Source organism: Nonomuraea sp. NPDC048916, from assembly GCF_040649575.1.
In the GTDB taxonomy this organism is placed as follows: Bacteria; Actinomycetota; Actinomycetes; order Streptosporangiales; family Streptosporangiaceae; genus Nonomuraea.
In genome coordinates this window covers 13652-31249 of record NZ_JBEZFS010000037.1, presented here as the reverse complement: position 1 = coordinate 31249, position 17598 = coordinate 13652, and the positions used below count along the sequence as shown (strand labels likewise).

17 protein-coding genes are annotated in these 17598 nt (G+C 70.4%); 6 read left to right on the top strand and 11 right to left on the bottom strand.

The window, feature by feature from the left end:
* Positions 1-18: 18 nt before the first annotated feature.
* From AB0C16_RS31395 to AB0C16_RS31375, 5 genes are all read right to left on the bottom strand, one after another.
* The gene (locus AB0C16_RS31395) at positions 19-1206 is read right to left on the bottom strand and encodes an Ig-like domain-containing protein (protein WP_357688160.1); all 1188 of its coding nucleotides are present in this window, start codon (positions 1204-1206) and stop codon (positions 19-21) included.
* 72 nt (positions 1207-1278) lie between these two features.
* Positions 1279-2382: a fumarylacetoacetase gene (gene fahA, locus AB0C16_RS31390; protein WP_357688158.1), complete on the bottom strand. Its 1104-nt coding sequence runs from the start codon at positions 2380-2382 to the stop codon at positions 1279-1281.
* Between the two features lie 46 nt (positions 2383-2428).
* The gene (locus AB0C16_RS31385) at positions 2429-3205 is read right to left on the bottom strand and encodes a hypothetical protein (protein WP_357688156.1); all 777 of its coding nucleotides are present in this window, start codon (positions 3203-3205) and stop codon (positions 2429-2431) included.
* Entirely contained in the window at positions 3202-4371 is a 1170-nt protein-coding gene (locus tag AB0C16_RS31380; protein ID WP_357688154.1) for a homogentisate 1,2-dioxygenase domain-containing protein, read from the bottom strand. The genes AB0C16_RS31385 and AB0C16_RS31380 overlap by 4 nt, the downstream gene beginning before the upstream one ends.
* A gap of 75 nt (positions 4372-4446) precedes the next feature.
* Positions 4447-5076: a helix-turn-helix domain-containing protein gene (locus AB0C16_RS31375; protein WP_357688152.1), complete on the bottom strand. Its 630-nt coding sequence runs from the start codon at positions 5074-5076 to the stop codon at positions 4447-4449.
* A 95-nt stretch (positions 5077-5171) separates the two neighbouring features.
* Here AB0C16_RS31375 and AB0C16_RS31370 point away from each other — a divergent pair, with 95 nt between their 5' ends.
* Positions 5172-6314, top strand: coding sequence for an FAD-dependent oxidoreductase (locus tag AB0C16_RS31370; protein WP_357688150.1), 1143 nt, complete (start codon positions 5172-5174; stop codon positions 6312-6314).
* Positions 6315-6324: 10 nt separating this feature from the next.
* On the opposite strand, the gene AB0C16_RS31365 is transcribed toward AB0C16_RS31370, so the two are convergent.
* Positions 6325-7575 carry an MFS transporter gene (locus AB0C16_RS31365; protein WP_357688148.1) on the bottom strand — a complete coding sequence of 417 codons (1251 nt, stop codon included), beginning with the start codon at positions 7573-7575 and terminating at the stop codon, positions 6325-6327.
* 247 nt (positions 7576-7822) lie between these two features.
* Here AB0C16_RS31365 and AB0C16_RS31360 point away from each other — a divergent pair, with 247 nt between their 5' ends.
* The gene (locus tag AB0C16_RS31360) at positions 7823-8209 is read left to right on the top strand and encodes a hypothetical protein (RefSeq protein WP_357688146.1); all 387 of its coding nucleotides are present in this window, start codon (positions 7823-7825) and stop codon (positions 8207-8209) included.
* A 217-nt stretch (positions 8210-8426) separates the two neighbouring features.
* Here the strand turns inward: AB0C16_RS31360 and AB0C16_RS31355 are convergent, their stop codons facing one another.
* Both AB0C16_RS31355 and AB0C16_RS31350 read right to left on the bottom strand, forming a co-directional pair.
* Positions 8427-9281, bottom strand: coding sequence for an NmrA/HSCARG family protein (locus tag AB0C16_RS31355; protein ID WP_357688144.1), 855 nt, complete (start codon positions 9279-9281; stop codon positions 8427-8429).
* Positions 9282-9404: 123 nt separating this feature from the next.
* A complete protein-coding gene (locus AB0C16_RS31350; protein ID WP_357688142.1) occupies positions 9405-10646 on the bottom strand; it encodes an MFS transporter in 1242 nt (413 codons plus the stop codon).
* 80 nt (positions 10647-10726) lie between these two features.
* Here AB0C16_RS31350 and AB0C16_RS31345 point away from each other — a divergent pair, with 80 nt between their 5' ends.
* The 4 genes from AB0C16_RS31345 to AB0C16_RS31330 all read left to right on the top strand — a co-directional run bounded on the left by AB0C16_RS31345 (position 10727) and on the right by AB0C16_RS31330 (position 13952).
* Entirely contained in the window at positions 10727-11725 is a 999-nt protein-coding gene (locus AB0C16_RS31345; RefSeq protein ID WP_357688140.1) for a LysR family transcriptional regulator, read from the top strand.
* Between the two features lie 47 nt (positions 11726-11772).
* Positions 11773-11949 carry a hypothetical protein gene (locus AB0C16_RS31340; protein ID WP_357688138.1) on the top strand — a complete coding sequence of 59 codons (177 nt, stop codon included), beginning with the start codon at positions 11773-11775 and terminating at the stop codon, positions 11947-11949.
* An 86-nt stretch (positions 11950-12035) separates the two neighbouring features.
* Complete coding sequence (locus AB0C16_RS31335; protein ID WP_357688136.1) at positions 12036-13325, top strand: hypothetical protein; 1290 nt, start codon at positions 12036-12038, stop codon at positions 13323-13325.
* Positions 13326-13589: 264 nt separating this feature from the next.
* Positions 13590-13952, top strand: coding sequence for a cupin domain-containing protein (locus tag AB0C16_RS31330; RefSeq protein WP_357688134.1), 363 nt, complete (start codon positions 13590-13592; stop codon positions 13950-13952).
* 250 nt (positions 13953-14202) lie between these two features.
* Here AB0C16_RS31330 and AB0C16_RS31325 read toward each other — a convergent pair whose 3' ends face one another.
* From AB0C16_RS31325 to AB0C16_RS31315, 3 genes are all read right to left on the bottom strand, one after another.
* Entirely contained in the window at positions 14203-15390 is a 1188-nt protein-coding gene (locus AB0C16_RS31325; RefSeq protein ID WP_357688132.1) for a helix-turn-helix domain-containing protein, read from the bottom strand.
* A 63-nt stretch (positions 15391-15453) separates the two neighbouring features.
* On the bottom strand, positions 15454-15654 hold the full coding sequence (locus AB0C16_RS31320; protein ID WP_357688130.1) for an EF-hand domain-containing protein: 201 nt from the start codon (positions 15652-15654) through the stop codon (positions 15454-15456).
* Between the two features lie 238 nt (positions 15655-15892).
* Positions 15893-17434 carry a M28 family metallopeptidase gene (locus tag AB0C16_RS31315; RefSeq protein ID WP_357688128.1) on the bottom strand — a complete coding sequence of 514 codons (1542 nt, stop codon included), beginning with the start codon at positions 17432-17434 and terminating at the stop codon, positions 15893-15895.
* Between the last annotated feature and the right edge of the window lie 164 nt (positions 17435-17598).

The window sequence follows — 17598 nt, the reverse complement described above, 5'->3', positions numbered from 1 at the left end:
CCTACCGTAGTCGTCGTTTCACTGCTGTGGCAGGGGCGATGTGGGGGTGGAGAGCTTCTCACGGGGGTCGGCGAGCGCGCTGCCGACCAGCCACCGGTCCCAGGGGAGCTGCCAGTATCCCCAGCCGTTGTCCCACGCGAGCTCGCGGTCGGTGCCGTTGATCGTCACCGGGTCGCCGCGCAGCGTGCCGGCGTAGAACCAGGCGGCCTGGTCAGGCCGGGCGTTGATGCAGCCGTGGCTGACGTTGCTCGTGCCCTGGGCCCACAGGTTGTCCTTGGCGTGGACGTACTCGCCGCTGTCGGAGATGCGGACGGCGTGGTCGATCAGCACGTCGTAGTAGCCGGGCTCGCCCTTGACCCGGCCCGGCGAGATCATGCGGACGGGGTTGCCCTTGTCCATGGTCAGGTGGACGCCGCTGGTCGTGGTGTATTCGCGGGTGGTGGCCATGCCGGCGCTGATCGCCATGCGTTGCACGATCCGGTCGTCGCGCCGGACCTCCATCTGGTGGGTGCGGGTGTCGATCGTGCTGGTCTGCTCGCGGCCCACGGTGAAGGCGAACGTGCGGTCGGCCGTGCCGGTGACGCCGGGGGCCGAGCGTACGCCGGCCAGGTGGGCGGTGACGGTGACCTGCTGGCGGGGAGTCCAGTAGACGCGGGGGCGATAGACGATCTGGGTGTCGCTGGTCCAGTGCCACGCGCCCTCGACGGGGGTCGCCGTGCCCACCTCCAGCGCCCGCTCCACGGCCGCCTTGTCGCGTACCGGGGTGTCGAAGTCGAGGATGATCGGCATGCCCACCCCGACGGTCTCGCCGGGCAGCGGCACGGCCGAGGCCAGCCCGAAGGTGTGTTCGGCCGGGCGGGTGCGGAAGCGGCCCATCGTCACGGTCGGGGGGCCACCAGGGGGCGCCGCGGTGACGGTCACCGTGTATTCGGCCCCGGGTTTCAGGGTCCAGTCGGAGCGCCAGGTGGTGTGGGTCGCGTTGAGCCTGCCCGGCACCGCCCTGCCCCCGGCGTGGGCGACGACCCTGGTCAGGATGCCGCCCCGCGCCCTGACCAGGAGCCCCTTGTCGGTGGGCGCCCGCCTGAGGTCGAAGGCGGGCGACACCTGGACGACGGGTGGCACGGGCGGCGGCGCCTCGGCAGTCACCGCGCCGCAGCTCGTGATGAGGAAGAGGGCGACGACCATGATCACCGCGACTCGCCGCATCTCACTCCTGCTCTCCGGGGAAGGGAACCCCCTAGGGTAGCGGTGAGTCAGATGGCGAGCACGTCGAGTGACTTATCGGATGGTCCCGACAACCTCTCCCAAAGTGCGGCCGGCGGCGGTGGCGCGGATGATCACGGTGTCGCCGTCCTCCAGGAACGTCCTGGTCTCGCCGTTCGCCAGCTTGATCGGGTCGCTGCCGTTCCAGCTCAGCTCGATGAGCGAGCCTCGCTCCTCGCGTTGCGGGCCGGAGATCGTGCCGCTGGCGAACAGGTCGCCGGTGCGCAGCGACGCGCCGTTCGCGGTGAGGTGGGCCAGCATCTGGTCCGGCGTCCAGTACATGCTCGGGTACGGCGGCCGGGAGACGAGCTCGCCGTTGAGCCACACCTCGACCGTGATGTCCAGCCCCCAGTCGCCCTGCCTGCGCAGGTAGTCGAGCGGCTCGGGATCCTGCGGACGGCCGGGGATCCTCGGCAGCGCCTCCAGCGGCGTGATCCAGGGCGAGACGGAGGTGGCGAACGACTTGCCGAGGAACGGCCCGAGCGGCACGTACTCCCAGGCCTGGATGTCGCGTGCGCTCCAGTCGTTGACCAGCGTCACTCCGAACACGTGGTCCTCGAACGCCCCCGCCGGAGCGCCGAGCTCCGACGGCACGCCGACGACGAAGCCCAGCTCGGCCTCGATGTCGAGCTTGGCGCTCGGCCCGAACACGCCCGCCTTCAGCTGGCCGCTCGGCCGCCTGACCGGGGTGCCGGAGACCACGACCGTGCCCGACCTGCCGTGGTAGCCGACGGGCAGGTGGCGCCAGTTGGGCAGCAGCGGCTCGGCGTCCGGCCGGAAGATGCGGCCGATGTTGGAGGCGTGGTCGAGCGAGCAGTAGAAGTCGACGTAGTCGGCCACCTCGAACGGCATGTGCAGGCGCACCTGCTCCAGCGGGATCAGGTGCGCCTCGGTGACCGAGAGGTCGCTGGTGAGCTTCGCCTGGATCAGCGTCCGGGTGTCGTGCCAGGCGGTGCGCCCGCGGGCCATGAAGGGGTTGAGCGAGGGGGCGGCGAACACCTCGTCGTGCAGCGCGGCGGCCAGGTCGAGCACCCTGTCGCCGTAGCGCACCCCCACCCTGGGCGCCTCGCCGCGCCGGGAGAACACCCCGTAGGGCAGGTTGTCCACTCCCCAGGTCACGCTTCCTCCTCCTTGATCAGTCCGAGTCCCGGTCCGGGTCCGCGGGTCACGCCTTCTCCTCGATCAGTCCGAGCGTGCGCAGGTCCTCCAGGGGCGCGCTGGTGTTGCAGGAGCCGTAGCTCACCAGCAGCCGGCGCGCGTGCTCGGCGGTCTCCGGGGAGACCGACTGCGCCATCCGTACGAGGTGGCCCACGTCGGTGGTGCGCAGCACGGGCGCGGGGTCGCGGTGTTCGGCGGCCTCGCAGACGGCGAGCAGCAGATTGAGGAAGCCGTGGCGGTCGACGCCGAGCGACGGGTCGAAGTGGCGGATGGCGTGGTGCAGCCCGGCCGTGGCCTTGAACGGGATGTCGTGTTCGGCGCAGAACCGGATGAACGCCGCGAGGTGCTCGACCGGCGGGAACGCCTCGGCCGTCTCGCCGCCGCAGCGCACCTTCAGCCCGACGCCCTCCGGCACGTCGCCGCTGCCCTTGCGGGCCGGCACCTCGACGAACAGGCGCACGCCCGGAGGCAGCCGGTCGGCCATCTTCCGGGCCAGGTCGGCGACCGACGTCTCGGCCGGCAGGGGTATCTCGACCAGGTCGACCGGCAGGTCGTCGAACGGCGGGAGCTCCGGCGTGTCCACGATCAGGCCGATTCGGCCCGGCACGAAGCTCTCGCGGCGCAGGCCGTCGAGGCGGCTGGCCGGGCAGAGGAAGCGCTGGGTCAGGACCGGGTTGCCCAGCCGCTGATCGCGCTCGTGGCGGCTCAGCGCCTCGTCCATGTGCAGTGAGGTCGGCGGGAACAGGCCCGCGTCGTCGACCAGTGAGTGGTAGAGGACGCTCATCGTGACCAGGTCCAGGCGTAGCCGGGGTCCTCGCAGGACAGGGCGCCCTGGCCGAGGTCGAGCGGGCGGAACGTGTCGACCATCACGGCCATCTCGCTGGTGGTCGTGACGCCGCGGCCGACCGCCTCGATGACCGCCTCCACCGCTCCCGGCTGCGGCCCGTGGGTGAAGCCGGCGGGGTGCAGCGAGATCGACCCGACGTCGATGCCGGAGCCCCTGCGCGCGGAGTAGTCGCCGCCGACGTAGAACATGAACTCGTCGGAGTCGACGTTGTGGTGGTTGTAGGGGATCGGCACCGAGTCGGGATGGAAGTCGAGCGGACGCGGGCAGAACGAGCACACCACGAAGCCGGGCCCCTCGAACGTCTGGTGCACCGGGGGCGGCGCGTGGGTCCGTTTCACGATCGGCTCGAAGTCCTCGATGTTGAACGCGTACGGGTAGAGGCAGCCGTCCCAGCCGACCACGTCGAACGGGTGGTGGCGGTAGACCAGCCTGGTCAGCCCGCCCCGGGTGCGCACCAGCACCGGCACCTCCTCGCCCTCGACGACGAGCGGCTCGGCGGGGCCGCGCAGGTCGCGCTCGCAGTAGGGGGCGTGCTCCAGGAACTGGCCATGCTGCGACAGGTAGCGTTTGGGCGGCCTGATGTGCCCGGACGCCTCGATGACCAGGGCGTTGACCTGACCGGTGGGCACCCAGCGATGGATCGTCCCGGTCGGGATGACGACGTAGTCGCCCTCGCCGGCCTCGATGGCGCCGTACGTGGACTCGAACCTGACCCGGCCGCGCTGGATGTACACGCACTCGTCGCCCATCGAGTTGCGATACAACTCGCTGGGCGCGTCGCTCGTGGCGTACGACAGCCGGACGTCGGCGTTGCCCGCCAGCAGGATGCGGCCGGCCACCAGGTCGCCGGCGCCGGCCAGTTCCGGGGTGCGGAAGTGGCGTGGCGAGAGCGGCAGGTTGGGCTCCAGGCGTGTCTCCGTGACCGGTGTGACCGCCTCGGCCTTGACGATGGCGGTGGGGAGGTGACGGTGGTAGAGCAGCGAGGAGTCGGACGAGAAGCCTTCCTCGCCCATGAGCTCCTCCGCGTACAGGCCGCCGTCGGGTCGCCTGAACTGCACATGGCGCTTGCGGGGCACCTCGCCCACGACGCGGTAGTACGGCATCAGCCCTCCAGGGTCCGATTATCGGACACTTATGTCCTCTATATGTGATTACCGTCGTTCATCGCTCACGCGATGTCAACCCAGGGCGCCGGCCAGCTCCGCGGCCGCCTCGACGACACGCGGTCCGGCCGACTCGTCCAGCGAGCCGAACGTCACCACCCCCACCGACGCCTCCAGCCACGGCAACCCGGTGACCGGGGCGGCGATGCCCCGGGCTCCCTCTTGCAACTGCCCCTCTGTCACGAGATAGTCCGTCCGTCCTTCGCGCAGGGCCAGGATCGCCTGCCCCGCCGCGCCTTTCGCCAGCGGATGCCGTGAGCCCTCCCGGTAGGCCACGTGCATGTGGGTCCACGACGGCTCGACCACCGCCACGGCCAGCCCGTCGTCGCCCTCGGCCACGGTGAGGTGCGCGGTGGCGCCGACCTCTTCGGCCAGCCGTCGCAGCGCGGGCAGCGCCGCCGCGCGCAGCAGCGGTTGCACGGCCTGGGCCAGCACCAGCACCCCGAACCCGAGGTGCACCCGGCCGTCGGCGTCACGGCGGACGAAGCCCTCGTTGAGCAGCGTGGTCAGCAGCCGATAGATCACGGGACGGGCCAGCGACAGCTCGTTGCTCAGCTCGGTCGGGGTGCGCCCGCCCCTTCCGTCGGCGAGCAGCCTCAGCAGGCGGAGTCCGCGTTCGAGAGTCTGGGCTGATTCAGCGGCCATGGATCCGATTATCTATCCACTGCGCGGGCGTGATCGTTCGGCTGATCATCGCCTGCCCCTTGCGCCGGACGCGATCCTCCGGTCACGGTGGTCCCATGAAATCGGTCATTGTGGTCGGGGCGGGCATTTGGGGGTCGTCTCTGGCCCTACGTCTCGCCGAAACCGGCTGGCGCGTGACGCTGGTCGAGCAACACAAACCCGGGCATGTACGCCAGGCAAGCGCGGGCGAGACCCGGTTGCTGCGCTGCTGCCACGGCACCGACGACTGGTACGCCCGGCTGGCCTGGAAGGCGCGGGACGGCTGGCGGCGGCTGGGCGAGCGGGCCGGCGAGGAGTTGTACCACGAGGCGGGCATGCTGTGGTTCGCCGGCACCCCGGACGGCTGGGAGAGCGCCAGCGCCCGAGTCCTGAAAAATCTGGATATCCCGTGTGAGGTGCTGGACCCGGCCGACGGGGCCCGGTTCTTCCCCGACTTCCGGGGCGACGACCTCAGTTTCCTGCTCTGGGAGCCGAAGGCGGGCGTGATCAGGGCCCGGCGGGCGACCCAGGTGACCGCCAGACTGGCCGAGGCTGCCGGGGTCCGGCTGGTCAGGGCGCGGGCGGTGCCGGTGGCCGGGGCGGAGTCGCCGTACGAGTGCGCGGTCGACGTCGACGGTGAGGTGCTGCGCGCCGACACGGTGGTGTGGGCGTGCGGCGCGTGGCTGCCGGGGCTGTTCGACACGCCGTTGTTCGACACCCAGCTGACCGTCACCAAGCAGGACACCCTGCACTTCGCGGTGCCCGCCGCGTGGACCACGCCGGGCACGCCCGCCTGGGTCGACTACGGGGCCTCCGCCTACGGGCACGGCGACGTCGACGGGGTGGGCATGAAGGCCACCTCCGACGCCGAGGGCGGGCCGTTCGACCCGGAGGACGGCGAGCGGGTGGTCGACCCGGCCGGTGTCGAGCTGGTCAGGGGTTACCTGAGGCGCAGGTTCCCCTCGCTGGCCGGGGCGCCGGTGCTGTTCAGCCAGGTATGCCAGTACGCGCTCACGCCCGACGCCGAGTGGATCGTCGCGGAGGCGTCGCCCGGCGTCTGGCTGCTCGGCGGCGACTCGGGCCACGGCTTCAAGCACGCCCCGGCGCTGGCCGAGTACGTGGCCGGCGTGCTCGGCGGCGACCACGAGCCGGAGCCGCGCTTCGGGCTGCACCACCGCGTCCCGTCGCGCGGCCTGCGCACGAGCGGGGCCACCGGGTAGCGGGCGCCGGTCAGCCGGTGGCGGGCTGGGGCACGGGGGCGGGCGCGCGCAGGTTGCGTATCCCGGGCGACAGCAGGGCCGCGAGCGTCGAGAGCAACACGATGGCGCCGCAACCGATCAGCGCGGCCCGCGTGCCGACCAGGGCCGCCACCGGCCCGGCCAGCATGAGCCCGACCGGCCCGAACATCAGCGACCCGAGCGCGTCGTAGGAGCTGACCCGCGACAGCGACTCCGCCGGCACCTCCCGCTGCATGGTCGTGTACCAGAGCACGCCGAACACGTCGAAGCAGACCCCCAGCACGAACGCCCCGCCCACGATCGCCCAGAGCGGCGCGCTGAGCCCCAGCAGGAAGTACGGCCCGGCGATGGGCAGGCAGAGCAGGGTGGCCAACAGGATCGGGCGGCTCGGCCGCAGGCGCAGGGAGAGCAGGACCCCGGCCATCGTCCCCAGCGCCTCACCGGCGAGGAACGCCGACCAGGCGGGCGCTCCGCCCAGGCTCTCCTTGGCCAGCAGCGGCCCCAGCACCCCGTGGCCCGCCTGGACCGCCATCACCAGGACCGAGAACTGCAGGACCACCACCCAGATCCACTGCCGGGACCTGAACTCCTGCCACCCCTCGCGCAGGTCGGCCAGCACCGAATGGCGCTGCCCGGCGGGACGCTCGCCGGGCTCCATCCGCAGCGCCGCGATCAGCAGGCCGGACACGGCGAACATGGCGCCGCTGACGGCCAGTGCCCACCCGCCCCCGAACAGCACCACCGTGATGCCGCTCAGCACCGCCCCGGCCACCCGGGAGCTGTTGGCCCCCAGGCCGAGCAGCGCGTTGCCGGCCTGCAGCCGGTCGGGGGGCACCACTTCCGGGATGATGCCGGTCAGCGCGGGGAACAGCACCGCCATCGCCACGCCGCCGACCGCCGAGGCCGCCACCAGGGCCGGCAGCGGGGTCCAGCCGGTGAGCAGCATCACGCCGAGCGCGAAGAAGGCCAGCGCGTTGACCAACTCGCCGGCCATCATCACCCGGGAGCGCGGGAACCGGTCCGCGATCACCCCGCCGACCAGCATGAACAACACCATCGGCAGCGCCTGGGCGGTGAGCACCACCGACAGCGTGGTCGCGTCGGCGCCGGGCAGGCCGAGGACGCCGAAGGCGAGGGCCACGGGCGCGAAGGCGCTGCCCAGGACGGAGATCGTCCGCGCTGACAGGAGCAGCGCGAAGCGCCGATCCCGGAGCAGGCCGAGATCGTGACGATAACTGTGCATCTAGTGGTCCCCCTCGACACCCCGACCGGCCCATTGTGCCGGTCCGCTATAGATCCTGTCGTCCCGTTTATTTGGCGCTTGTCACTTCGGCAACAACACCGAACGCGGAATGTGAGGAGGTATGGCAAGAATCGCGGCCCCATCTCACGTAATTTGCTAGGTCCCTGTACGCGGCGAGGGGGTCCCGGCATGCCTGACGCACTGATCGCCCGGCGCGCGTGCCTGCGGGCATACCTGGCGGGCGCCCTTGTTTGAGACGGCCGGCCGCCTGGTCTATCGCGGCAGGTGGACGGTCCTGGCGCTGACGCAGATGTTCCTGAGCTCGATCGGGCTCGGCGCGGCCGCCGTGGCGCTGGTGGCCATGGCCCCGGAGCCGAACGTCCGGCGGGTCGTCGTGGGCGGGTCGACGGCGGCGCAGATGGACCTCATGGACAGCCTGATCGACACGCTGCCCCGGATGGCGCTGGTGGTGCTGGGGTCGCCCGTCAGGAGACACCCGTACAGCACCGGAGAGCCGGAGGACGGTCGCCCGCCGACTCCCATGGGGTGGGTGAAGGTGACCGCGGGGCGCACGAGGGTGGTGCGGCCGGACTCCGAGGGGGCCGGGTGGCGCTGGGTGGAGGTGGACCCGTGACGGTCGCGACGATGTCGTAGGGTCCGCGGCTGAATGAGCACTGGGTGCTCTGGAAAGGCGGGAATCCGGGCTTGGTGCGCACCTGTTCGTCGCGCTGTGTGAGCAATCGCTCTTGTCGGTCTGTGGTCGTTGAACACGGAGTGTTACAGGGCTCAGGCGATGGCCGTAGCGAGCTCATCGCCCGGTCGACCGTTTGTTTGGGCCAATCTCCGATCTCCTACCGGTTCTTGCTCAGCCACGCCTCCAGGGTCAGCAACTCCGGGTACCGCTCGCGGAGCGCGGCGATATCGGCCTGGTACCCCTTCTCGTTGAACCAGTCGAACATGCTCGCCACCTCCTCTGCCTCGGCCCGCAGCTCCTCGATCGGCTGCCGCTCGAAGCGAGTCGGAATGCCGTCGACCTTGGTGAACACCTCGGCGATCTGCCGCACGGTCAGCTCGTCACCGGCGATCTCGATCTTCTTGCCGATGAACTCGGCCGGCTTGTCGAACGCGTCCGCGGCGATCCGGCCGATGTCGACCAGCGCGATCATCTGCAGCGAGGTGCCCGCGTCCAACGCGATCGAACCAACCCGCTCGCCGTTCTCCGCCTCCGGCACCATGTACAGCCAGTTCTCCATGAAGAACACCGGGCGCAGCACGGTCGCGGGCACGCCGATGGCATCGATGTGCGCCTCGATCTCCGCCTTGGTCTCGAAGTGCGCGACGCCGGACTTGCGCCCGGCGGCGCCAACGGAGCTGTAGACCAGGTGCGCGACGCCCGCGGCTTTGGCCGCGTCGGCGACGTTCCTGCCCTGCCGCACCTCGACCGCAGGGTCTGGGGCGGCCAAGTCGGCGGGCTGCACGCTGAAGACGCCGCGCACCCCCTGCGCTGCCGCGCGCAGCGACTCCGGGTCGTCGAGGTCGCCGGTGACCAGTTCCGCGCCGAGCGCCTTGAGCTCCTTGGCTCCCTGCTTGTCCGGGTCACGGACGAGGGCGCGCACCGCCCAGCCGTCGTCGAGCAGCCTGCGGGCAACGGCGCCGCCCTGGCCGCCAGTCGCGCCCGTGACCAGGACGGTCTTCTTGTTCGGCACTGCGAGATCCTTTCAACGATGTCATGGTGAAGCCGGTTCCGCGGGAGCCGGCGGGGGGTGGGGGGCATGCTTTTCGGCTGCCCACGTTTCCGACCGCTCCGAATGCGGTGACACGCATAGTTCTCAGCTCCCTCGGGCACCTCGCCGTTCCAGCACCCACAGCACGAACATCCCGCAGGCCAGCACACCCCCCAGGACGCTCACTGCCGTCCAGCCGCCACGCACCCACGCCACCGCGGCCAGCGCCGAGCCTGCGGCACCGCCGGCGAAGAAGGCCGTCATCAACGCGGAGTTGAGCCGGTTGTGGATCTCCGGGCGTAGTGCGTAGATGACGTTCTGGTTGCTGCTGAGCACGGCCTGGTGCGCCACGTTGAGGACGATCACCCCGCCGAGGAGCCACCAAAGCGAGCTCTCGCCCATGCCGATCAGCAGCCAGGCGGCGGCAAGCGCGGCGCTGCCGATCCCGGTGACCCGTTGCACGTAGCCGCGGTCGGCCAGCCGGCCGGCCACCGTCGTTGCCACCGTGCCCACCGCACCCACCAGCCCGAGCAGTCCGATGGCCCCCTCGGACCAGCCGTACTCCGGGCCGGCGAGCAGGAAGGTCACGGCCGTCCACAGCACGTTGAACGATGCGAGCGACAGGGCGGCGATGCCGGCCCGCCACCGCAACACGGGCTCGTGGCGGAACAGCGCGATCGTTGAGCGCAACAGCGCCGGATACGACAGCCCGATCGGGGTGTGCAGGGGCGGTAGGAAGCGCCACAGCAGCACTGTCACCCCGGCGATGAGGATCGCGCTCACCCAGTAGACCGTCCGCCAGCCGCCGAGTTCGGCGAGCCCTCCCGCGACCGTACGGGACAACAACGCGCCCAGCATCAGCCCGCTCGTCACCGTGCCGATCACTCGGCCGCGCTGCGCCGGTGCCGCGAGCGTGGCGGCGTACGGCACCACGACCTGGGCCGCCACCGAGGTCAATGCGGTGAGCACGGTTCCGGCCAGCAGCAGTGCTCCGTTGGGCGCGGTCGCCGAGACCAGCAGGAACGCCGCGGTGGCCGCGTACAGCATGACAGCGAGCCTGCGGCGTTCCACCAGGTCGCCGAGCGGCACGAGCAGGATCAGACCCAGCCCGTAACCGACCTGCGCGGCCGTCACGATCATTCCGGCCATCGTGGTGCTGAGCTGTAGTTCCCGGCCGAGCAGGTCCAGCAGTGGCTGGGCAAAGTAGTTGTTCGCCACCGAAAGCCCCGTCGCCGCGGACATCAGGAGCAGCAGCCCGCGGCTCAGCGGCGCGCCACCGTCTGGCGACTCGGTGGCCTTGTGGCGCGTCGTAAGGCGTGGAGTGCCTGATCCGGCTGCGTTCGTCATGCCCCTTAGCCTCGGACATCGAGGATCAATGAGTCCAATGCATGTTTGTCACGCTAACGATCGTGATTCAAGATGAATTCATGGAGCTGCAGCAGATGCGCTATGTGGTCGCCGTGGCGGAGACGGCGAACTTCACCCGTGCCGCCAAACGTTGCCGAGTCGTCCAGTCCGCACTGAGCCACCAGATCGCCCGGTTGGAACGAGAACTGGGTGCCCGGCTCTTCGACCGCACCAGCCGCCGGGTCAGGCTGACCCCCGCCGGCGAAGCGTTCCTGCCCGCTGCCCGGCAGGCTCTCGACGCCGCCGAACGGGCGCGCGCTGAGGTGGCGGCGGCCTCCGGGGAGCTTCGCGGCCGACTCGCCATCGGCACCATCCCAACCGTCACGGCGGTCGACCTGCCGAGCGCGCTGAAGAGCTTTCACGTGCGCCATCCGCAGGTGCGGATCACGCTGCGCGTGGGGTCGAGCGACGAGCTGGCCGAACAGGTACGGCATGGCACGCTGGACATCGCGTTCCTCGGGCTGCCGCCGGGCGTACAGCCGAAGGGCGTCCGGGGGCGCGCCCTGGCGCGGGGCGAGCTGGTCGCGGTGGTGGCGCCCGGCCACCCGCTGGCCGACGTAACCGGCGTGGATCTGCGCCGGCTGTCGAGCGAGGTGTTCGTGGACTTTCCCGCCGGTACGGCCGCGCGTGCTCAGTCGGACGAGGCGTTCGCCGCTGCCGGCCTCAGCCGTGAGGTCGCCTTCGAGATAACGAACGCGGACCTCCTGGCGCGGCTGGTCCGGCTGGGGCTGGGCATCGGCATGATGCCCGCCGCCTTCGCACCCGAACTCCGCGATGTGCACGTCGTCGAGCTCCGTGATCCACCCACCCGGGTGGAGCACCTGATCTGGAGCCGCCAGCGCCCCTCACCGGCCGCCGCCGCGTTCCTGGATGCCCTGGACATCCCGGCAGATCGGATACCCGAGGGACGGAGACCGCACGATCGCTATCCGGAGGGTACGGATCCACGACACGTCCCGCCCCAGGGATCACCAGCATCCGGTCAGTCCGAAATCACAGAGCGCTACCAACGCTCGTGATCAGACGAACTTGCTCGGACTGTGCCGATGATCGGCCGGAATTGCGCATGGAATCGCGGAACCTGCAGATGTCCGCGTCGGGCGAGGTGTTCCCGGTCGGGGAGGTGGATCACGACCGGTTGTTCCCCCGGCTGGCCGACTTCGTACGCGGCTGCGAGTCGTACCGAAATATCGCGAGAAAGCGGCTCAACTCCGACGGCTACTTCGAGTCGAGGATGGCGTGAAGCGCGCCCTGGATCTCATTGAACGTCATTGATCATCCCGATAGTGTGCAAGATGTCCGCCGATCACCCCCCTGGAGTTAGGCGCCATGCGACTGCGGCAGATCTTCGTCATAGGACTCGCCCTCTCCCTGCTCGGCATCGGCGCCCCGGCGTGGTCGCAGGACGATCCGAGGAGCTGCAACGACCTGATGGCCGACGACACCCCGGCGTACGTCGTGTGCCGCTGGATGGCCACCCCCGAGGAGGCGCTGGACATCGCGGAGTTCTGGCTCGCCAACGACGGCGAGCACCTCCGGGAGGCCACGCCGATCGACCCCATCCTGATCAACTGCACGGAGGCGGGCAACGTGTGCCCGCCCAGTGAGGAAGGCGACGGCGACGGCCGGTTGCACGACATCGGAGAGCCCGACGTCGAGGGAACCGAGGACGGCGGCACGCCCGAGTGCCGGGAGGGCGAGACCTGCTACGTGAACCCGGCCGCGCTGTCGCAGGCCGAGCTAGCGCAGGCCGGGAAGACGGCCGCGGGCCAGGCCGTCGGGGCCGCCACCCAGGCCGGCATGCGGGTCTGGATCGACGCCGAGCTGGCCGGCGCCTGGAAGGACGGCAAGCTCGACGCGGCCGTCAGGAAGCTGGCCGCGCTGGCCGCGCAGCCGGGGGTCGCGGGCATCAGGTTCACCACGCGGATCGGGTTCGACCAGACGTTCCAGAGCGCCGACGAGATGGACAGGTTCGTCGCCGAGACCTCGGCCGCGCTGCGCAAGCTGGCGCCGGGCAAGAAGCTGGGGGCGCACACGGTCGTGCCGGTGCTCGGCTGCGGCTCCGACGACGCCTGCAAGGCCGAGGTGGGCGCGAAGCACCCCCTGCTCGACCCCGACCGGATCGGCGCCTGGCTGGCCAAGGGCCAGATCGACCAGCTCGCGCTGGACAGCGGCCACCTGGCCACCGAATACGCCACCTGGAAGATCGACGCCGCCAAGGCGCAGCGCAACCAGTGGATCCAGGTCCGGGCCCGCGCCTGGGACGCCTACGGCCAGGTCGCCGCCGAGGACGCCGGGTTCGCCGCGGCCGGCTCCCCGCAGCTCACCACCGAGCAGGCCGCGCAGGTGATCACCGACCGGGTGGCGAGCCCGCTGCAGAACGACGCCGCCGAGACGGTCACCCTCTGGAGCCGCTGGCAGAACGACCAGGGCCAGGTCAGCAGGATGTACGGGGAGAAGTGGGCCGCCAACGCCACCTGGGACCAGCTCAAGAAGCTGACCTCGGTCCGGCCGCGCCTGGCCACCGTGTACGACCCGGCCAGGCCCGAGGTCGACGCGGCCACGGACCTGAAGAACCTGTCGGAGGTCTTCGGCCAGGTGTACGTGCACTCCGCCTGACGCGCGGGGCCCCTAGCCCGGGGCCCCTAGCCCGGGGCGAGCCGGGTCCACGCGTGTGGTCGTCGGCGCCCCCGTGCAGCAGGGAGAGCACCGGCCAGGTGCGGGTGGCGGTCTTTGGGCGCAGGTGACGTTAGGGGCCGGCGTCATGGCCGAGCTATGACCTGAGGCAATGAAATAGCGCGAGACCTTGCGCCTTGCCGTACAAATCCGGGTTAATCCGGGGCAACCCGAGAGAGAGACTGGCGGTGACGAAGGGGGGACGTCATGATCGAAGTGAAGAGCATCGACAAGCCCGACGAACGCCGTGACTTCCCGATGGGGCACCTCGACGTGTGCTACCTGACGGGCCTCACCTTCGGCGTGGGCACGTTCGAACCCGGGTGGCGCTGGTCGGAGTCCGTGCAGCCGATCGTGGGCACCGAGTCGTGCCAGGTCCACCACAACGGGTTCGTCGTCCAGGGCAGGCTCCGGTTCCTGACGGAAGACGGCACCGAGGCCGAGGTAGGGCCGGGAGAGGTCTTCGTCTGCCCGCCCGGACACGACGCCTGGGTCGTGGGTGACGAACAGGCCATCGTGTACGACTTCGCGGGCGGGGCCTCGGAGTACGCCAGGGCGAACGAGTACTGAGACCGGGGCAGCGGCGCGCGCCCTCGCGTCGCTGCCCGTCCCCGGACCCGCCGTGGCGCCGGATCGCCCCGCCGGCGGGTTATCACCGGCATGACAAATCGCTCCCGAGGAATGTTCGGTACGGACCTGCCCCCGGCCTGGAATGTCTGGGTATGTTGGCCGACCATCCGGCCTCAGGGAGCGCTCGCGCCGGAGCCGGACCTCGGGATCGAGGACCACGCGCCGCGCGAGCGCGTGGGAGAGGAGCGGCTCAGGCTCTTCCGCTCGTGAGCATGGCCTGCCGGGCGCGCAGCACGATCTCCAGCTCGAACCGGATGTCGGGGTCGGTGAGCTGGTCGCCGTAGAGCTCCTCCAACTGGCGCAGCCGGTAGCGGACGGTCTGCGGGTGCACGTGCAGGCGGGCGGCGACCTCACCCGCCCCCCTGCCGTGACGCAGCCAGGCCAGCAGCGTCTCGGCCAGCCGGTCCTGCTGGCCCGGCCGCAGGTGCGCGAGCGGCGCCAGGCGGGCCTCGGCCAGCGTGCCGACCAGCTCCTCGTCCTTGAACACGACGAGCGTGGCCATGTGGTCGGCGCAGCGGAGCAGGCCGCGCGGCAGCACGCCGCGCCGTGACAGCTCCAGCGTCTCGCCCGCCCACCGCAGCGAGGTCGCGGCGGCGGTCAGGGATACGGCGGGCCCGATGGCGGCCCGGTGCCCGCGCAGCGCGGTGTCCAGCAACTGGGCCTGGCCGGGACCGTTCGGGTCGGGCACCAGCAGGCACGGCACGGCCCGGTCCAGGCCGGTCAGCACGTCGGGCGGCAGGGGCGGAGCGCGGTAGGCGCCGTGCTGGTCGCCGAGCGCCACGCACGCGACGGTCTTCGGCAGCCGCCATCCCGCGGCCTTGGCCAGGTCGGCGATGGCCTCCGGGCTCGCGGGCGGGCGGCTGAGCAGCAGGTCGAGCAGCCGGGCCCGGCGCCGCTCGATCTCGCCCGCGGCGCGCGCCCTGGCCTCGTCGAACCCTTCGGCCGCCGCGTCGGCGAGCTGGTCGAGGTAGACGAAGATGGCCTCGCCCAGGTCGTACAGGCACTGCGGCGACAGCCCGAGCGGCTCGGCGAGCTCGGTCAGCCGCCGCCAGCCCACCCGGGCGCCGAGCCGCATGGCCGTCTGCAGGGGCTCCATGTTGCGCCCTTCGGCGGCCTCGCCCCTGCCGATCACGCGGAACGGCTCGGGGTCCCAGGGCGCCTCGGGGTTCTCGATGTGGTCGAGGAAGCCGACGACGGCCTGCTCGACGGCGAGCCTGACCACCTTGATGTAGATCTCGTCGGATGGCCGGGAGTATTCGGGGATGCGGGCCTGGATCTCCTCGATCACCTCTTCGGAGACCCGGCCGATGCCGGCCCTGAGCGTCTTCACGATGTCCGCGGGTATCCGGGTTTCGCTGGTGTCACTCTTGATGGCCATCGTCCCTCCTGCCGCCATTGTGACTCAGGCGACAGAAGATTTGCATAACAAGTGCTTGTTTTGTCAATTTCGGAGGAAGGCGCCGAACTCCTCCACGTTGATCAGCCCGTCGCCGTCCTTGTCGAGCCTCGCCACCCCGGCCTGCGCCGCCTCTGGCGTGATCGGCTGCCCGAGCACCTCCATCAGCCGGACCAGTTCGTCGGCCGAGATGCGGCCGTCTTTGTCGGTGTCGATCAGGTCGAAGGTGATCGTGTAGTCGCTCATGGGTCCTCCTGGGAGATCCGTGTCGGTCAGACCTTAGTGGTCACTTAACGAAGTGCGTTGATGAATGCCCCGACTTGTCGCCTCATATCACCCCGACGCCAAGTGACCGCCATACCCTGGCCGAATACGGAGCTCCCACCAGGCCTGATCCGCGTCGTGAATGGCGTTGAATCGACCCCGAATCGACCCCGCGCGCGCGAAGGCGCCCGCACCGGGTGGGTGCGGGCGCCGGGAGAGGTCAGCTCTGCGCTTCGGCGGGGGCGTGCCCGTGGGCGGCCTGAGTGCGGGCCGCGAACCGGGCGGGCGCGGCGGCGCCGATGGTGCCGGTGTCGAAGGCGTAGGTCGCCATCAAGGTCGCGATCGCGTCGGAGTTCACGTCCAGCGCCTTGTCGCTGATGTTGCCGATGTCGTCACAGACGCTGTGGTAGCAGGGGTCGAGCGGGATGCCCGCCGTGCCACCGAAGATCGCGGCCTCCTCCGCGGTCTTGAGCACCTCGGCGCCGGTGAACAGGCCGCCCGCCGGGATGCCGGCGGCGATGAACGGTCCGTAGTCGGAGCGGCCGGTGAACGCGGTCGCGGTGTAGGGCAGGCCGCGGCCGGTGAAGAACTTCTCGAAGTCCTCCTCGATCTGCGCCGAGCCCTCGGGACCGGCGGTGCCGAAGGCGTCGCCGTCACCGTCGTAGATGCCGAAGGTGTAGTTGGGCGAGGCGATCATGTCGAAGTTGAGGTAGAGGGCGATCTTCGCCCGCTCCTCCTCCGGCAGCGTGCTCACGTAGTGCTGGGAGCCGAGCAGGCCGAACTCCTCGGCGCCCCAGAAGGCGAAGCGCACCTGGTTCTTCGGCTTGGTCTTGGCGAACTGGATCGCGACCTCCAGGATGCCGGCGCTGCCCGAGCCGTTGTCGTTGATGCCCGGCCCCTCCTGGACGCTGTCCAGGTGCGCTCCGGCCATCACCACGTTGTCGGGGTCGCCCTTCTTGGTCTGGGCGATCACGTTGTAGGTGGTCCTGACCTCGGAGATCGGGTCCCAGTTCATCTTGACCGTGGTGCCGGCGGTGGCGGCGAGCTCCTGGCCGACGGCGAAACTGGAGAAGAAGGCCGGGATCGTCACGCCGGGACCGCCGAGGACCGGGTTGAGGTCGACCTCGGTACGGCCCTCCTGGCCCTCGTTGAAGACGATGGCGCCGATGGCGCCCGCCGCCGTGGCGTTGTCGACCTTGATGCGGAAGTTGCAGGTGCCGCGCTGCATGAGGGCGATGTTGCCGGGGACGAACCCGGCGAAGTCGCTCGCCTCACAGCCGGAGGTCGAGCTGTTGGCCGCCGGGCCGGGCGGCAGGACGAGGTCCACGGCCTGGACCGTGCCGCTCACCGCGCCCGCGGGCGAGTCGCCCATGGCCACGTAGTCGCTGAAGAACCCGTACGTGTACGCCTTGGGACCGGGGCTGGTGCGTTCCAGGGCCGGTGGCGTGACGTACCCCTCGAACTGGAACTCGAACGGCTGGATGGTCACGTTGTAGCCGGCGTCGCGCAGTTTCTTGGCCACGTAGTCGCGGGAGGCGTCGAAGCCCGGGGTGCCGGACACGCGAGTGCCGTTGTTGGCGTTCGCGATCGCCTGGAAGGTCTGCAGGTGCTTCTTGACGTGCTTGCCGGATACGGCCTCGACGAGTTTGCCGACGGCGTTGTTCTTGGGGTGTGCGCTTGCCGTGCCGGTGAAGGCGACGGAGGACAGCGCCACCGCGGTGATGACCGCGCCGACCATGCCCTTACGTAGGCGGGAACGCATGATTGCTCCTCGGAAACGTCGGGGTGACCCGGGTCGAAAAATACGCGCGTCTGCTGAACGTATTGATTGCTCAGGTGATTAGGGAAGATATCAGGGTGTATCTCTTACATCACGGACTACGAACGTGTGTCGCGAATCCGCAGGTGGCCGGCCTCGACCGCATG

Coding starts and splice junctions, on each gene's coding strand:
- AB0C16_RS31365 (WP_357688148.1), bottom strand. CDS start 7,575: ATGCACAGTTATCGTCACGATCTCGGCCTGCTCCGGGATCGGCGCTTC.
- AB0C16_RS31395 (WP_357688160.1), bottom strand. CDS start 1,206: ATGCGGCGAGTCGCGGTGATCATGGTCGTCGCCCTCTTCCTCATCACG.
- AB0C16_RS31385 (WP_357688156.1), bottom strand. CDS start 3,205: ATGAGCGTCCTCTACCACTCACTGGTCGACGACGCGGGCCTGTTCCCG.
- AB0C16_RS31375 (WP_357688152.1), bottom strand. CDS start 5,076: ATGGCCGCTGAATCAGCCCAGACTCTCGAACGCGGACTCCGCCTGCTG.
- AB0C16_RS31340 (WP_357688138.1), top strand. CDS start 11,773: ATGGAATCGCGGAACCTGCAGATGTCCGCGTCGGGCGAGGTGTTCCCG.
- AB0C16_RS31320 (WP_357688130.1), bottom strand. CDS start 15,654: ATGAGCGACTACACGATCACCTTCGACCTGATCGACACCGACAAAGAC.
- AB0C16_RS31315 (WP_357688128.1), bottom strand. CDS start 17,434: ATGCGTTCCCGCCTACGTAAGGGCATGGTCGGCGCGGTCATCACCGCG.
- AB0C16_RS31335 (WP_357688136.1), top strand. CDS start 12,036: ATGCGACTGCGGCAGATCTTCGTCATAGGACTCGCCCTCTCCCTGCTC.
- AB0C16_RS31380 (WP_357688154.1), bottom strand. CDS start 4,371: ATGCCGTACTACCGCGTCGTGGGCGAGGTGCCCCGCAAGCGCCATGTG.
- AB0C16_RS31325 (WP_357688132.1), bottom strand. CDS start 15,390: ATGGCCATCAAGAGTGACACCAGCGAAACCCGGATACCCGCGGACATC.
- AB0C16_RS31345 (WP_357688140.1), top strand. CDS start 10,727: ATGGAGCTGCAGCAGATGCGCTATGTGGTCGCCGTGGCGGAGACGGCG.
- AB0C16_RS31330 (WP_357688134.1), top strand. CDS start 13,590: ATGATCGAAGTGAAGAGCATCGACAAGCCCGACGAACGCCGTGACTTC.
- AB0C16_RS31370 (WP_357688150.1), top strand. CDS start 5,172: ATGAAATCGGTCATTGTGGTCGGGGCGGGCATTTGGGGGTCGTCTCTG.
- AB0C16_RS31350 (WP_357688142.1), bottom strand. CDS start 10,646: ATGACGAACGCAGCCGGATCAGGCACTCCACGCCTTACGACGCGCCAC.